Raw genomic sequence first — 15,477 nt, 5'->3', positions numbered from 1 at the left:
GTGAGCCCGATAAGCCAGGCGGCACAGAACCTGAACTGGTTGATCACCAACTTCGTGGACAACACCCCGGGGGTGTCCCACACGGTGGTGGTCTCCGCCGACGGACTCCTTCTGGCAATGTCCGAAGGTTTTCCCCGCGACCGCGCGGACCAGCTCGCGGCCGTGGCCTCCGGGCTGACGTCGCTGACCGCAGGCGCCTCCCGGATCTTCGAGGGCGGCAGCGTGAACCAGACGGTTGTGGAGATGGAGCGGGGATTCCTGTTCCTCATGTCCATTTCCGACGGTTCCTCGCTCGCCGTTCTCGCACATCCCGATGCGGACATCGGTCTCATTGGGTACGAGATGGCCCTTCTCGTCGACCGTGCCGGTACGGTCCTGACCCCGGACCTTCGCGCGGAACTTCAGGGGAGCCTGCTCAACTGACAAACGGACGGTGCGGTTTCGCGTCCCGTGGCCGTAAGGTTTCGGGACGCGGCTCCCACCTGATGGGTGCCAGGCACAGTCGGAGGAGGAGAAAGTGGCTACATCACCAGGCGGATCGTCTACGGGCAACTGGTCGTACGACCCCGCGCAGGGGCACAACGACGGTTCCCAGAACCGGTACAGCCACCCCTCTCCGCCGAACCACGGCCGGCCGTACATGCCGCAGGGTCCCGGCCCTTCGCCGTACGAGCAGCCGCATGCGCCGCACATCCAGCCCGTGCAGCCGCAGCGCCGCACCCCAGAGCCGGCGCCCGCCGGGGCGTCGAACAACCCTCTGGTGCGCCCGTACGCGATGACGGGCGGCCGCACCAGGCCGCGGTACCAGCTCGCCATCGAGGCACTGGTGCACACCACCGCGCAGCCGCACCAGATGCAGGGTCAGTTGCCCGAGCATCAGCGGATCTGCCACCTCTGCCGAGAGATCAAGTCGGTGGCCGAGGTCTCGGCCCTGCTGACCATCCCTCTCGGCGTGGCCAGGATTCTCGTCGCCGACTTGGCGGAGGCAGGACTGGTCGCCATCCATCAGCCCGGCGGCGACGAGAGCGCCGGCGGCCAGCCAGACGTGACACTGCTCGAAAGGGTGCTCAGTGGACTTCGCAAGCTCTAGCGGCGGTCCTTCCCGCTCCACCACCTCCGCGAAAATCGTGGTGGCGGGCGGCTTCGGCGTGGGCAAGACCACGTTCGTCGGTGCTGTCTCGGAGATCAACCCGCTGCGTACCGAGGCTGTGATGACGTCCGCTTCAGCGGGCATCGACGACCTCACCCACACCGGGGACAAGACCACCACGACGGTGGCCATGGACTTCGGCCGTATCACCCTGGACCAGGACCTGATCCTGTACCTCTTCGGTACACCCGGCCAGGACCGCTTCTGGTTCATGTGGGACGACCTGGTGCGCGGCGCCATCGGCGCGGTCGTACTCGTCGACACGCGGAGGCTGGCGGACTGCTTCCCGGCCGTCGACTACTTCGAGAACAGCGGACTGCCGTTCGTCGTCGCCCTCAACGGCTTCGACGGACAACAGCCCTACCAGCCGGAAGAGGTGCGTGAGGCACTGCAGATCGGGCCCGACGCCCCGATCATCACCACCGACGCCCGGCACCGCTCGGACGCCAAGAGCGCGCTGATCACTCTGGTCGAGCACGCCCTCATGGCGCGCCTCCGGTAGCCGAGGCGGCCGGGCCGTACGGTCGACGAACAGGGGAACGCCCCCTCCGGATGCGGAGGGGGCGTTCCCCTGTCGTGGTGCTGCCCGCCGGCGGGCGGACGCGTGAAGGGGGCCCACCCGGGCGGGTGGGCCCCCTTCAGGGCGTGCTGCGGGCTCAGCGCCAGCTGTGCGGGGCGCGGAAGCCGGGCTCGCGATCGAGGCGGCGCCAGCCGGCCCTGGCGCGGCCGGGGTGGGCCGGGGCGTCGTGGGCGGGGCGGGCAGCGGCGCGGGCGAGGAGGATCGCGGTGATGGCGGCGACTTCCTCGAGCCCGGCGTGGCCCTTCTCGACGCGGATGTCAGGTGTGCTCATGGGTGTCAGTCTCCCTGGGAGAGAGGTTCTCGGGGTTGCCGCGAGGAGTCCGCCGGATTACCGGGGCGGATCGCTTCGACCGGTCGGCTATTGCGGCGGGTTGCCGTGCTTGCGGGAGGGCAGGTCGGCGTGCTTGGTCTGCAGCATCGCCAGGGAGCGGATCAGTACCTCGCGGGTCTCGGCGGGGTCGATGACGTCGTCGACCAGACCGCGTTCGGCCGCGTAGTAGGGGTGCATCAGCTCGGACTTGTACTCCTTGACCATGCGCGCCCGCATGGCGTCCGGGTCCTCCGCGTCGGCGATCTGGCGGCGGAAGATGACGTTGGCCGCGCCCTCCGCGCCCATCACGGCGATCTCGTTGGTCGGCCAGGCGTAGGTGAGGTCGGCGCCGATGGACTGACTGTCCATGACGATGTACGCGCCGCCGTACGCCTTGCGCAGGATCAGCGAGATCCTGGGCACGGTCGCGTTGCAGTAGGCGTAGAGGAGCTTGGCACCGTGGCGGATGATGCCGCCGTGCTCCTGGTCGACGCCCGGGAGAAATCCGGGGACGTCCAGGAAGGTGAGGATCGGGATGTTGAAGGCGTCGCACATCTGGACGAAGCGTGCGGCCTTCTCGGACGCCTCGATGTCCAGCACGCCGGCCAGCGTCTGGGGCTGGTTGGCGACGATGCCGACGACCTGGCCGTCCATCCGGGCCAGTGCGCAGATAATGTTCCGCGCCCAGCGCTCGTGGACCTCGAGGTACTCGCCGTCGTCGACGATCTCCTCGATGACCTTGGTCATGTCGTACGGGCGGTTGCCGTCGGCCGGGACCAGGTCGAGCAGGACCTCGCTGCGGCGCTCGGCCGCGTCAGTGCTCTCGGCCCTCGGGGGGTTCTCCCGGTTGTTCTGCGGGAGCAGCGAGAGGAGGTAGCGCACCTCGGCGATGCACGTCTCCTCGTCGTCGTAGGCGAAGTGGCAGACGCCGCTGGTCTCGGCGTGCACGTCCGCGCCGCCCAGGCCGTTCTGGCTGATCTCCTCGCCGGTGACCGCCTTGACGACGTCCGGTCCGGTGATGAACATCTGCGACGTCTCGCGGACCATGAACACGAAGTCGGTGAGGGCGGGGCTGTAGGCCGCGCCGCCCGCGCACGGGCCGAGCATCACGCTGATCTGCGGGATGACACCGGACGCGCGGGTGTTGCGCTGGAAGATGCCGCCATAGCCGGCGAGCGCCGAGACACCCTCCTGGATCCGGGCTCCCGCGCCGTCGTTGAGGGAGACCAGCGGCGCACCCGCCGCGATGGCCATGTCCATGATCTTGTGGATCTTGGTGGCGTGGGCCTCACCCAGCGCGCCGCCGAAGATCCGGAAGTCGTGGGCGTAGACGAAGACCGTGCGGCCGTCCACGGTGCCCCAGCCGGTGATCACACCGTCGGTGTACGGCTTCTTGGTCTCCAGGCCGAAGCCGGTCGCGCGGTGCCGGCGCAACTGCTCGACCTCACGGAAGGACCCCGGGTCCAACAGCAGTTCGATGCGCTCCCGGGCGGTCAGCTTGCCCTTGGCGTGCTGCGCCCGGGTCGCCTTCTCGCTCGGGCCGGCCAGTGCCTGCGCACGGATCTCGTGCAGTTCGGCAACACGTCCGCGCGCGTCGGCCGGCTCACCCGGTGCGTCATCCAAAACGGTCATGCTGCGACTTTACGAAGCTCACCCGGGAATGCGAGCCGTCGACTCCTCACAGTCTCGGGGCCGTTTTCCTGGTGCGACCGAACAGAACCGTGACGGCGTGCATGCGTTCCGACTGCTCAGAGGGCGTGCGCGTTGTAGGAGTCCAACAAAATCCAGGACTGAGACGCCCGTCACAGCCATGTGCTGCGCGGACTCCCCCGCGGGTGCCGCGCCTGGCGGATCCGGTGCCCGGTGTCCGCCGATTTCACCGGGCCGACGGCCGCTCCCTCATCCCCGCACCCGGTCGATCCCAGATGCTCTCCGGGGATTCACCCGTTCGGGTCGGCCCGCACCGCAGAGGGTAGCGGTACGGCTCGCGGACTCCGCGAGCTCCCCAAGGCCGATCGGGCCGCGACAAAAACGAGTCGGAGCGGAGCATGGAAGTGAGCGGTCCGGGGGACCCGCCTTCGATACGGTCGAACGAGCGGACCCTCCCGCCTATGCCTGCCGCCTATGCCTGCCGCCGATCGGACCGGCCTCGTCCCACCTGTTCAGCTGATCCACTCGCACCACCCCACGAAAGATGTTGAACTTTAAAGGGAATGCATCTACAGTGAGCCTTGTTGAAAGTGATTGAACGTTCAACGGGATCACTCGATCTCCCCCGTCCCCAGGAGGAACACACCATGGGCATCTTCAGCCGCAAGAGCGACGCGACCGCCACCGCCCCGGCCGCCGTGAACCCGGACCTGGCCGCCCTGAGCGGCGACTACACGATCGACCCCGCGCACACCACTCTCGGTTTCGTTGCCCGGCACGCGATGGTCACCAACGTCAAGGGCAGCTTCCAGGAGTTCACCGGCACTCTGCACCTGGACGGCTCCGCCCCCTCCAGCTCCACCGCCATCCTCGACGTGGAGATGGCGAGCATCGAGACGGGCAGCGCCGACCGTGACGGTCACCTGAAGAGCTCGGACTTCTTCACGATCGAAGAGTTCCCGAAGATGACCTTCCGCTCCACCAAGGCCGAGGCCCTGGGCGGCGACGACTACCGCATCACCGGTGACCTGACGATCCTCGGCACCACCAAGCCCCTCACCATCGACCTGGAGTTCAACGGCACCGCCAAGGACCCCTTCGGCAACGAGCGCATCGGCTTCGAGGGCAAGGCCGAGATCCTGCGCTCCGAGTGGGGCCTGACCTGGAACGCGACGCTGGAGACGGGTGGCGTCCTGGTCTCCGACAAGATCAAGCTGAACTTCGACATCTCGGCGATCCGCAACGTCTGATCCCGCCGACGGCTCGGCCCGGCCGCCGCCGCACACTGAGCGCGCCCGCCCCCCTGCATCCCGCACGGGAGGGCGGGCGCTCGGCATGTCCGGGGCCGGCCACAGTCGAGGCCTGGGGGCTGGGGGCTGAGGGCTGGGGTGTCACGCGTCCCGGCGGCAGGGCCCGCCGTTCAGAACCCGCCGTTCAGAACCCGCCGCCGAAGTCCCCTCCGCCGCCGAAGCCGCCGCCGCCTCCGAAGTCACCGCCCCCGAAATCACCGCCGAAGTCACCGGAGTCGAAGTCGGCGCCGGAGACGTCGCCGCCGCCGTACCCACCGAAGTCGCCGTAGCCGCCGCCGTAGTCGGCACCGTAGGCGGGGCTCGCCATCATGCTGCCCAGCATGGTGCCGACCAGCAGGCCGGGCAGCACGCCACCGCCGAAGTAGCCGCCTGCCCAGGGACCGTAGGCCGGTCCCGCCTCCCAGTAGGGGCGGCGGCCGGAGTCGGTGTCGACCTCACGGACAACCGGCTCCAGGCCGTCGGCCAGGCGGGCCCGGTCCGCCGCGCAGACCGGGACCTCCCGCGTGGTGCCGCTCGGAGGCGTCCAGCGGGCGTCCGCGACCGAGGGGCCGTGGCGCGGGTCGAAGAAGCAGGGCGGACGGCGCTCCGGCAGCGGCCGGCCCTCGCGGCGTGCGGCGAGCCGGGCCAGCGCGAAGCGGCCGTCCTCAACGGCCTGGGTGACCGCCCGGACGTCCTCCGGCCGGCCCGCCCTGTCCATCAGCTGCTTGGACCGTTCGTAGGAGTCCAGCGCGCGCTCGTAGTCCGCGCGCATGGCGTCGTCGGCGCCGGGTTCGCCGGGGCGGAAGTCGAGCCGGTCCAGTTCCTCACCGAACGCGGTGATGTCCTCGTCGACCACCACCCGCAGCTTCTCCAGAGCGGCCCGCTGCTCCTCCTCGTGGCGCCTCCGGTTGCGGCGGACCACGGCGTACGCGCCCGCGCCGCCCACCGCCAGCACCGCGCCCGCGGTGATCAGCCCGCCGACCGGCACCCCGCCGCCGCCCTCGCTCCAGGAAGCCGGCGCCGAGCCGCCGGTGTTGCGCAGCGCGTCGTCGACGAAGTCGTTCAGCTGGGCCTTGGCGTCGCCGGCGCCCTGCGCGGCGGTGACCAGGTTCCCCACGCCCTGGCGGCTGAGCACGCTGCTGTCGGCGCGCGCGTCGAACTCGTTGCCGAGGCGGACGCCGTACAGGCCGGTGATCCCGGTCTCGGTACGCAGGTTCCGGAAGAGGTTCCCGGTGGGGTATCCGGCCGGGAGGACCGCGACGAAGACGGGTTTGTCCGCGTCCTCGATCTTGTTCGCGAGGGCCTCGGCGTCCGACGTGGACAGGATGCCGGTTGCCTCGGGATCGACGTAGACGGGGCTCTCGCGCAGAGCCTGGGCCACGGTCGAGAGGTCGGTGGCCGCGTGTGCACCCGGCGCCCCCGCCATCAGGACCGTCAGAGCGGCGGCCACCGGCACGATCAGCAGGCGTACGAGGGTACGCGTCAGCACGGCCTTCATATGTCCGAAGCTACCCGAACCGGGCCGGAGACGGGCATCCGGCCCGGCACGGATCTCCCGTACGACCCGCGCGACTCGCGCATCACCACGGGTCGTTCCTGCCGGACCGGACCGGTCGTGTCATGCCGGCGGTTCGACCCCGGCCCGCAGCAGACCGTACGTGTACGCGTCCTCCAGGGCCTGCCAGGATGCGGCGATGACGTTGTCCGCGACGCCCACCGTCGACCACTCCCCCGCGCCGTCGGATGTGGAGATCAGGACCCGGGTGGTGGACTGCGTTCCGTGCTTGCCCTCGAGGATGCGGACCTTGTAGTCGACGAGCTCCAGCTTGGCGAGCTGCGGGTAGATCCGCTCCAGGGCGACGCGCAGGGACCGGTCCAGGGCGTTGACCGGGCCGTTGCCCTCGGCCGTGGCGACGATCCGCTCGCCCTTGGCCCAGAGCTTGACCGTGGCCTCGTTGGCGTGGGTGCCGTCGGGGCGGTCCTCGACGATCGCACGCCAGGACTCGACGTCGAAGTACTTCAGTGGCCTGCCCTCGGCCTCCGTGCGCAGCAGAAGCTCGAAGCTCGCGTCGGCGGCTTCGTACGTGTAGCCCTTGAGCTCGCGTTCCTTGACCCGCTCCACGACCCGGCCGACCAGTTCCCGGTCGCCGCCGAGATCGATGCCGAGTTCCTTGCCCTTGAGCTCGATGGAGGCACGGCCGGCCATGTCGGACACCAGCATCCGCATGGTGTTGCCGACCTGCTCGGGGTCGATGTGCTGGTACAGGTTCGGGTCGACCTTGATCGCGGAGGCGTGCAGGCCGGCCTTGTGGGCGAAGGCGGAGACGCCCACGTAGGGCTGGTGGGTGGAGGGGGTCAGGTTGACCACTTCGGCGATGGCGTGCGAGATGCGCGTCATGTCCCGCAGCCGGCCCTCGGGCAGGACCTGCTTGGCGTACTTGAGCTCGAGGGCGGCCACCACCGGGAACAGGTTGGCGTTGCCGACACGCTCGCCGTAGCCGTTGGCCGTGCACTGCACGTGGGTGGCGCCCGCGTCGACGGCGGCGAGGGTGTTGGCCACCGCGCACCCGGTGTCGTCCTGGGCGTGGATGCCGAGCCGGGCGCCGGTGTCGGCGAGCACCGTGGAGACGACGGCCTGGATCTGGGCGGGGAGCATGCCGCCGTTGGTGTCGCACAGGACGACGACGTCGGCGCCGGCCTCCCAGGCGGCGCGGACGACGGACTTGGCGTACTCGGGGTTGGCACGGTAGCCGTCGAAGAAGTGCTCGCAGTCGACGAACACCCGGCGGCCCTCGGCCTTGAGGAAGGCCACGGTGTCGCGGACCATCGCCAGGTTCTCGTCCAGGGTGGTGCGCAGGGCGAGCTCGACATGGCGGTCGTGGGACTTGGCCACCAGCGTGACCACCTGCGCGCCGGACGCGAGGAGCGCCCTGACCTGCGGGTCCTTCTCGGCGGTGGTGCCCGCGCGGCGGGTGGCACCGAAGGCGACCAGCTGGGCGTGGCGGAAGTCGATCTCCTGCTGGGCGCGGGCGAAGAACTCGGTGTCCCGCGGGTTCGCGCCGGGCCAACCGCCTTCGATGAAGCCCACGCCGAAGTCGTCCAGGTGCCGTGCGATGGCCAGCTTGTCGGCGACGGTGAGGTTGATGCCCTCACGCTGGGCGCCGTCGCGCAGGGTGGTGTCGAAGACGTGGAACGAGTCGTCGGGCTCGCTGGTTGCGGTCATGGTCTGAAGGCTCCTGGTGTTGGATCTCGGTCTACCGGAATGACCGGTTCCACCGTCCCCCCATGGTCCCTCGCGCCCGGTCCCCGGCTTGAGGTGGGCCAGGAAACAGAAAAACCTCTCGCGGGTGCGAGAGGTCTGCGCGCGGGTCGAGGACGACGATGTCCGCCCGTACGTTGTCGTACGTGCGGTCACTGCGGACCGGCGCGCCTGCTGCCAATAATCGTGGCGAACGAGAGCACGGGGGAAGTGTGGCACAAAGCGGTCCCGCGATCACCGTCCGTCTCAGGATGCGGGCGTTGGGTGTCCGGCCCGCGGCGACCGGGGAGTCGTGCCTGCGGCGACCGGGGGCCCGGCCCGCGGCGACCCGAGGCGTCCGGCCGGCGGTGACCGGGTATCCGGCCGCGGCGAGCGGGGGCCTGGCTCGCAGTGACCGGGTATCCGGCCCGCGGCGACCCCGGGGGTCCCGCCCGCCGCAGGCCGGGTGGGGAACGCGAACGCGTAGCCCCCACGGACGTCCGTGGGGGACCGGCTGTACACGTCGTCGTCGGGGCCGGGCTCAGCCCAGCGGGTGCATCCAGCCGTGCTTGTCCTCGGCCGTGCCGCGCTGGATGTCGAGCAGGGCCCGGCGCAGGCGCAGGGTGACCTCGCCGGGCTCGCCGCCGCTCTGCTGCCACTCGCCGCCGGCCCGCTTGACGGTGCCGACGGGCGTGATGACGGCCGCGGTGCCGCAGGCGAAGACCTCGGTGAGGGTGCCGTTCTCGGTGTCGCGCTGCCACTGCTCGACCGAGACCCGCTCCTCGACGGCCTCGTAGCCGAGGTCGCGGGCGACGCTCAGCAGGGAGTCACGTGTGACGCCCTCCAGGATGGAGCCGCTGAGCGCCGGGGTGACGATTTTGTTCCCGTAGACGAAGTACAGGTTCATGCCGCCGAGTTCCTCGACCCAGGTGTGGTCCACGGCGTCGAGGTAGCAGACCTGGTCACAGCCCTTGGCGGCGGCCTCGGCCTGGGCGAGCAGGGAGGCCGCGTAGTTGCCGCCCGTCTTGGCGTCGCCCATGCCGCCGGGGACGGCGCGGACGCGGTCCTCGGAGACCCAGATGGAGACCGGCTTCACACCGCCGGGGAAGTAGGCGCCGGCCGGGGAGGCGATCACCAGGAACAGGTACTCGTTGGCGGGCTTCACGCCCAGGCCGACCTCGGTCGCGATCATGAACGGGCGCAGGTAGAGGGATTCCTCGCCGCCGTGCGCCGGAACCCATGCCTTGTCCTGCCCGACCAGGGCGTCGCACGCCGCGATGAACGTCTCCACCGGCAGCTCGGGCATCGCGAGGCGGCGGGCGGAGCGCTGGAACCGCTCGGCGTTCTTCTCCGGGCGGAAGGTGGCGACGGATCCGTCGGGCCTGCGGTAGGCCTTCAGGCCCTCGAAGATCTCCTGCGCGTAGTGCAGGACGTGGGTCGCCGGGTCGAGGGGGATCGGCGCGTACGGGACGAGCTGACCGTCGTGCCAGCCCCGGCCCTCGGTCCACTTGATCGTCACCATGTGATCGGTGAAGTGGCGGCCGAACCCCGGGTCGGCCAGGATCGCCTCCCGCTCGGTGTCGGCGAGCGGGTGGGCGGAGGGCTTGAGCTCGATCGTGGGCGTGGTCATGAATGGTTGTCCTTCACCGGTTGTAGTGACGGGCCGCGCGCACGCCCGTACGGCCGGTGGCCAGTGGTAGGACGTCCGAGCATTCCCTCATGTGGCGGCTCCGCGTTCGATTATCGCCCGGAGGCGGCGGAGGAGAGAACATGGGGTGAGTGCGGCCCGGTGGTCGATGGTGGCACCCGGCGGGGACATGGGGAAGCCGCCGGGCGGTCGCGACCGGCGGCTTCGAGTGGTGTCGAGTGTGCGCGCCCGGTCAGCCGGCTACGCGTACGGCGAGCGCGTCGCCGATCTCGGAGGTGCTGCGTGCGGGCAGGCCGCCACGCTCCGCGAGGTCCGCGGAGACGGCGTCCTCGATGCGGGCGGCCTCGGCTTCGTGGCCGAGGTGGCGCAGGAGGAGGGCGACGGACAGGACCGTGGCGCTGGGGTCGGCCTTGCCCTGGCCCGCGATGTCCGGTGCCGAGCCGTGCACGGGCTCGAACATGGACGGGAACGCGCCGGACGGGTTGATGTTCCCGCTGGCGGCGACGCCGATGCCGCCGGAGACGGCCGCGGCGAGGTCGGTGATGATGTCGCCGAAGAGGTTGTCGGTGACGATCACGTCGAAGCGCTCGGGCTGGGTGACGAGGTAGATCGTCGCGGCGTCGACGTGGATGTAGTCGGTGGTGACCTCGGGGTACTCCGCGGCCACCTTGTGGAAGACGTTCGTCCACAGGTGGCCGGCGAAGGTCAGCACGTTGTTCTTGTGGACCAGCGTGAGCTTCTTGCGGGGGCGGGCCTGGGCGCGGGCGAAGGCGTCGCGGACGACGCGCTCGACGCCGAAGGCCGTGTTCACGGAGACCTCGGTGGCGACCTCGTGCTCGGTGCCCTTGCGGATGGTGCCGCCGTTGCCGGTGTAGGGGCCCTCGGTGCCCTCGCGGACGACGACGAAGTCGATCTCCGGCTGCCCCGCGAGCGGCGTGGCCACGCCCGGCAGGAGCTTCGACGGCCGCAGGTTCACATGGTGGTCGAAGGCGAAGCGGAGCTTCAGCAGGAAGCCCCGCTCCAGGACGCCGGAGGGGACGCTCGGGTCGCCGATGGCGCCGAGCAGGATGGCGTCGTGCCGCTTCAGCGCGTCGAGGTCGGCGTCGGTGAGGGTCTCACCGGTGGCGTGGTAGCGCCGGGCGCCGAAGTCGTACTCCTTGGTCTCCAGCTTCACATCCTGCGGGAGGACGGCGGAGAGCACTTTCAGGCCTTCGGCCACGACTTCCTGGCCGATGCCGTCACCGGGGATCACTGCGAGATTGAGGCTGCGAGACATGCGGGCACCCTACTCCTCGTCCCATGCTCTGACACGGACCGTCCGGGATACGGACATCCGCGCGGGAGGGGAGGTCACGGTCCGGTGCGCTCGGCGCGGCTCAGTGGCCGGTCGAGCCGCCGTTGTCGCGGCGGTCGAGGGCGCGCTGGAGGGCGGCGGCGGCGTTCTTGCGGTCGGACTCACTCGTGCGGGAGACGTGACGGACGCGGCGGCGGGCGGTGGTCTCGGCCATGGGGAATCGACTCCTTCGACAAGCCGGAAATGCGGAGGGGGGAAACGCGTCACCGGAAGGGGCGGGGAGCGGGGGCCGCAGGGGTTGCCTGCACGGGGCCCGGCTCGCTACCGCCGTTCGCTTGATCGAGCGAGACGTTCGGCTCCTACAAAAATAAGGGGGCCCGGCGCATCTGTCTGCACAATTACTCGGACTTCCTACTATCTGAGACGGTGGACCCGGTCACACCGCCGCGACCTGTGAAAACGCCGGACGGGCCAGGTCGGTACGACCTGGCCCGTCCAACGGGGCTGCGGCAGCGGTACGGAGGGGTTCCCGGTGCCGGGGGGGTGTCAGCCCATGTGCGGGTACGCGTAGTCGGTCGGCGGGACCAGCGTCTCCTTGATGGCGCGGGTCAGGGTCCAGCGCATCAGGTTCTGCGGGGCGCCGGCCTTGTCGTTGGTGCCGGAGGCACGGCCGCCGCCGAAGGGCTGCTGGCCGACGACGGCGCCGGTCGACTTGTCGTTGATGTAGAAGTTGCCCGCCGCGTAGCGCAGCTTCTCCATCGTGTACGCGGCCGCCGCACGGTCGCCCGAGACGACCGAGCCGGTCAGCGCGTAGTCGGACACCGACTCCATCTGGGTCAGCATCTCGTCGTACGCGTCGGCCGCGCTGTCGTCGTACACGTGCACGGCGAGGAACGGGCCGAAGTACTCGGTGCGGAAGACCTCGTTCTCCGGGTCGGAGCACTCGACGACGGTCGGGCGCACGAAGTAGCCGACCGAGTCGTCGTAGGAGCCGCCCGCGACGACGGTGCAGGACGGGTCCTCCTGGGCGCGGTCGATGGCGGCCTTGTTCTTGGCGAAGGACCGCTCGTCGATGACGGCGCCCATGAAGTTCGACAGGTCGGTGACGTCACCCACGGTGAGGTGGTCGACCTCGGCGGCGAACTCCTCCTTGAAGCCGTCGTTCCAGATCGACGCCGGGACGTAGGCACGCGAGGTGGCGGAGCACTTCTGGCCCTGGTACTCGAAGGCGCCGCGGGTCAGGGCGGTCTTGAGCACCGCGCGGTCGGCGCTCGGGTGGGCGACCAGGAAGTCCTTGCCGCCGGTCTCGCCGACCAGGCGCGGGTAGGTGCGGTACTTCTCGATGTTGTTGCCGACCGTCTTCCACAGGTGCTGGAAGGTCTTGGTGGAGCCGGTGAAGTGGATGCCCGCGAGATCGCGGTGCTCCAGAGCGACCTTGGAGACCTCGATGCCGTCGCCGGTGACGAGGTTGATGACGCCCTTGGGCAGACCGGCCTCCTCCAGCAGCCGCATCAGCAGCACGGCGGCGTGGGTCTGGGTCGGGGACGGCTTCCAGAGGACCACGTTGCCCATCAGGGCCGGCGCGGTGGGCAGGTTGGCCGCGATCGCGCTGAAGTTGAAGGGCGTGATCGCGTAGACGAAGCCCTCCAGCGGGCGGTGGTCCATGCGGTTCCACACGCCCGGCGAGTTGGCCGGGGGCTGCTCGGCGAGGATGCCGCGCGCGTAGTGGACGTTGAACCGCCAGAAGTCGATCAGCTCGCAGGGGCTGTCGATCTCGGCCTGCTGGGCGGTCTTGGACTGGCCGAGCATGGTGGAGGCGGCGATGGTCTCGCGCCAGGGGCCCGACAGCAGTTCGGCGGCGCGCAGGATGATCGCCGCGCGGTCGTCGAAGGACATCGCGCGCCAGGCCGGGGCGGCGGCCAGGGCGGCGTCGATCGCGTCCTGGGCGTCCTGCTGGGTGGCGTTGGCGTAGGTGCCCAGGCGCGCCTTGTGGTGGTGCGGCTGCACTACGTCGAACCGCTCGCCGCCGCCCATCCGCTGCTCGCCGCCGATGGTGCAGGGCAGGTCGACCGGGTTGTCGGCCAGTTCCTTGAGCTTGACCTCCAGCCGGGCGCGTTCGGGCGAGCCGGGGGCGTAGCCGTGCACCGGCTCGTTGACGGGCGTGGGGACCTGGGTCACAGCGTCCATGAGCTCCTCTTCCGAGTAAATCCTGGCTTCGGTCCGTGGAGACCAAAACCTTGTGCGTATCTTGGATGGCGGTCAGGGCTTGACCGTCACGGGTTCGCTACAGCGAGCGAGTGAGAAGCCCCCCAGGGGGCGGAGTCACTGTTTCCGTACTCCTTGATTTCTCGGACGGAACCGGGTCGGCTCAGCCGGCCGATGGGCGGTAGCTGTCGCCATCCAGGGTGCACCCGGGTGCCCACAGCTGCCGCTCATCCCTTGCTGACCATCGAGCGCAGGAAGAAGCGCAGGTTCGCCGGCTTCTCCGCCAGACGGCGCATGAAGTAGCCGTACCAGTCGGTGCCGTAGGCCGTGTAGACGCGCATGCGGTGGCCTTCGGCGGCCAGCCGCAGGTGCTCCTCGCCGCGGATGCCGTAGAGCATCTGGAACTCGTACTCGTCGAGCTTGCGGCCGGCGGTGCGGGCCAGTTCCTGGGTGATGGAGATCAGACGCGGGTCGTGGGACCCGATCATCGGGTACCCGTCGCCCTCCATCAGCGTCCGCAGGATGCGCACGTACGCCTTGTCGATCTCGTGCTTCTGCTGGTAAGCGACCCCGGCGGGCTCCTTGTAGGCGCCCTTCACCAACCGTACGCGACTGCCGTTCGCGGCGAGGCGGCGCGCGTCCTCCTCCGTGCGGAAGAGGTAGGCCTGGATGACGCAGCCGGTCTGCGGGAAGTCCTTCCGCAGTTCGTCGTGGATGGCGAACATCGAGTCGAGGGTGGTGTGGTCCTCGGCGTCGAGGGTGACCGTGGTGCCGATCGCGGCGGCGGCCTCGACGACCGGGCGGACGTTGGCGAGCGCCCGGTCGTGACCGCCGGGGAGCGCCTGGCCGAACATCGACAGCTTCACCGACATCTCGGCGCGGGTGCCGAGTTCCAGTAGGCCGAGCCGGCCGATCAGTTCCAGGTAGGCGTCGCGCGCGGCGGTGGCCTGCTCGGGGGTGGTGATGTCCTCGCCGACGACATCCATCGTCAGCTCCAGGCCGTTGCCGGTGAGCTCGTCGATCACGGGCAGGATCTCGTCCACGGTCTCACCGGGGATGAAGCGGTCGACGACCTGTTTGGTCACCGGGGCCGCCGAGACCAGGCGACGCATCCGGTCGCTGCGCGAGGCGGCGAGAATCACGGGACCCAGCACGGGGCACCTCCACAAGCTGCGAAACGGCCGTGACCCGACGCTTCGGGTACGGCACGGAGAACCACCGTGAAATCTAAGGATCCATCCGATCGTGGGCCATCGACAGCTGTCACGCATCCGTGCCACCGATCTCAGACAAATGTATGAAGGCGGTGCGGTTCTGCGGGAGAATGCCGGGGTGACGTCGGAACACAGGGATGACTACCAGGAGCTGGTGGACGAGATCTCGGAGCTGCTCGGCGCTCCGGCGACCCTGGAGAACCGTGACTTCGAGCTGCTCGCGTTCGGCGCGTACGACAGCGAGGGCGAGCTCGATCCGTCCGTCCTCGACCCGGTGCGCACCCGCTCGATCCTCACCCGCCGCTCGACGGCCGCCGTCCGGGCCTGGTTCGAGGGGTTCGGCATCACCCGCGCGACGGGCCCGGTCCGTATCCCGCGCACACCGGAGGCGGGTGTGCACCGGGGCCGCGTCTGTCTGCCGGTACATCATCGGGGCGTCGTCCTCGGCTACGTCTGGCTGCTCGACTACGACCCGGGCCCCTCCGAGGAGCAGCTGGGCGCGGCGATGGGTGTGACCGCCCGGATCGGGGCGCTGCTCGCCGACGAGGCGCAGCACGGTGCCGATCTGACCCGCGAGCTGCGGGCGGTGCTCGGCGCGGAGCGCGACGGGCAGCGCGAGCCGGCGGTCGCCGAGCTCCGCACCGCCCTCGGCAGTCGCGCCGACGGCCCGTACACGCTGGTGTGCGTGGCCCCGTGGCCCTCCGCCGATCCCGAGGACGCCCCGTCGGTGCGTACGGTGTCGGGCGCCACGGCCCTGTGCACCCTGCCGTGGGGGGCCACGGACGTGTCGCTGGCCCTGCTGCTGCGGCTGCGCGCCTCGGACGTGCTGACCCCGGCGACGACGGCCGCCGGCCGGCTCCTGGAGCGGGCCCGCGCGAGCGGCGCCGGGCACCGGCCCG

At 70.2% G+C, this 15,477-nt stretch carries 13 protein-coding genes and 1 pseudogene; 5 read left to right on the top strand and 9 right to left on the bottom strand.

All coding sequences use genetic code 11. From position 1 onward, the window contains the following. The 3 genes from ACFPZI_RS10265 to ACFPZI_RS10255 all read left to right on the top strand — a co-directional run bounded on the left by ACFPZI_RS10265 (position 1) and on the right by ACFPZI_RS10255 (position 1,652). Positions 1-423, top strand: coding sequence for a roadblock/LC7 domain-containing protein (locus ACFPZI_RS10265; protein WP_381361182.1), 423 nt, complete (start codon positions 1-3; stop codon positions 421-423). A gap of 94 nt (positions 424-517) precedes the next feature. Next, positions 518-1,090, top strand: coding sequence for a DUF742 domain-containing protein (locus tag ACFPZI_RS10260; RefSeq protein WP_381361179.1), 573 nt, complete (start codon positions 518-520; stop codon positions 1,088-1,090). Continuing rightward, positions 1,071-1,652 carry a GTP-binding protein gene (locus ACFPZI_RS10255; RefSeq protein WP_359727614.1) on the top strand — a complete coding sequence of 194 codons (582 nt, stop codon included), beginning with the start codon at positions 1,071-1,073 and terminating at the stop codon, positions 1,650-1,652. The genes ACFPZI_RS10260 and ACFPZI_RS10255 overlap by 20 nt, the downstream gene beginning before the upstream one ends. Positions 1,653-1,806: 154 nt before the next feature. Here the strand turns inward: ACFPZI_RS10255 and ACFPZI_RS10250 are convergent, their stop codons facing one another. Both ACFPZI_RS10250 and ACFPZI_RS10245 read right to left on the bottom strand, forming a co-directional pair. Beyond that, complete coding sequence (locus tag ACFPZI_RS10250; RefSeq protein ID WP_381361176.1) at positions 1,807-2,001, bottom strand: acyl-CoA carboxylase subunit epsilon; 195 nt, start codon at positions 1,999-2,001, stop codon at positions 1,807-1,809. Between the two features lie 87 nt (positions 2,002-2,088). Next, positions 2,089-3,672, bottom strand: a complete 1,584-nt coding sequence (locus ACFPZI_RS10245; protein WP_381361173.1) for an acyl-CoA carboxylase subunit beta — start codon at positions 3,670-3,672, stop codon at positions 2,089-2,091. Between the two features lie 665 nt (positions 3,673-4,337). Here ACFPZI_RS10245 and ACFPZI_RS10240 point away from each other — a divergent pair. Continuing rightward, positions 4,338-4,940: a YceI family protein gene (locus ACFPZI_RS10240; protein ID WP_381361170.1), complete on the top strand. Its 603-nt coding sequence runs from the start codon at positions 4,338-4,340 to the stop codon at positions 4,938-4,940. Between the two features lie 184 nt (positions 4,941-5,124). On the opposite strand, the gene ACFPZI_RS10235 is transcribed toward ACFPZI_RS10240, so the two are convergent. From ACFPZI_RS10235 to ACFPZI_RS10205, 7 genes are all read right to left on the bottom strand, one after another. Then, positions 5,125-6,477, bottom strand: a complete 1,353-nt coding sequence (locus ACFPZI_RS10235) for a hypothetical protein (RefSeq protein ID WP_381361168.1) — start codon at positions 6,475-6,477, stop codon at positions 5,125-5,127. Between the two features lie 120 nt (positions 6,478-6,597). Continuing rightward, positions 6,598-8,202 carry a citramalate synthase gene (gene cimA / locus ACFPZI_RS10230; protein ID WP_381361166.1) on the bottom strand — a complete coding sequence of 535 codons (1,605 nt, stop codon included), beginning with the start codon at positions 8,200-8,202 and terminating at the stop codon, positions 6,598-6,600. 556 nt (positions 8,203-8,758) lie between these two features. After that, positions 8,759-9,847: a branched-chain amino acid aminotransferase gene (locus tag ACFPZI_RS10225; protein ID WP_381361164.1), complete on the bottom strand. Its 1,089-nt coding sequence runs from the start codon at positions 9,845-9,847 to the stop codon at positions 8,759-8,761. Positions 9,848-10,097: 250 nt separating this feature from the next. Beyond that, positions 10,098-11,141 (bottom strand): 3-isopropylmalate dehydrogenase, encoded by a 1,044-nt coding sequence (locus tag ACFPZI_RS10220; protein WP_381361163.1) that lies wholly within the window; start codon positions 11,139-11,141, stop codon positions 10,098-10,100. A 100-nt stretch (positions 11,142-11,241) separates the two neighbouring features. Beyond that, positions 11,242-11,373 (bottom strand): hypothetical protein, encoded by a 132-nt coding sequence (locus tag ACFPZI_RS10215; protein WP_099931503.1) that lies wholly within the window; start codon positions 11,371-11,373, stop codon positions 11,242-11,244. A gap of 332 nt (positions 11,374-11,705) precedes the next feature. Next, on the bottom strand, positions 11,706-13,346 hold the full coding sequence (gene pruA, locus ACFPZI_RS10210; RefSeq protein WP_381361160.1) for an L-glutamate gamma-semialdehyde dehydrogenase: 1,641 nt from the start codon (positions 13,344-13,346) through the stop codon (positions 11,706-11,708). A gap of 245 nt (positions 13,347-13,591) precedes the next feature. Beyond that, on the bottom strand, positions 13,592-14,518 hold the full coding sequence (locus ACFPZI_RS10205) for a proline dehydrogenase family protein (RefSeq protein ID WP_381361157.1): 927 nt from the start codon (positions 14,516-14,518) through the stop codon (positions 13,592-13,594). 178 nt (positions 14,519-14,696) lie between these two features. Here ACFPZI_RS10205 and ACFPZI_RS10200 point away from each other — a divergent pair. Next, positions 14,697-15,477, top strand: a pseudogene (locus ACFPZI_RS10200) (PucR family transcriptional regulator); the annotation flags it as partial.

Source organism: Streptomyces chlorus (genome assembly GCF_042655885.1).
Taxonomy (GTDB): Bacteria; Actinomycetota; Actinomycetes; order Streptomycetales; family Streptomycetaceae; genus Streptomyces; species Streptomyces chlorus.
This window is presented reverse-complemented; position numbering and strand designations above follow the sequence as displayed.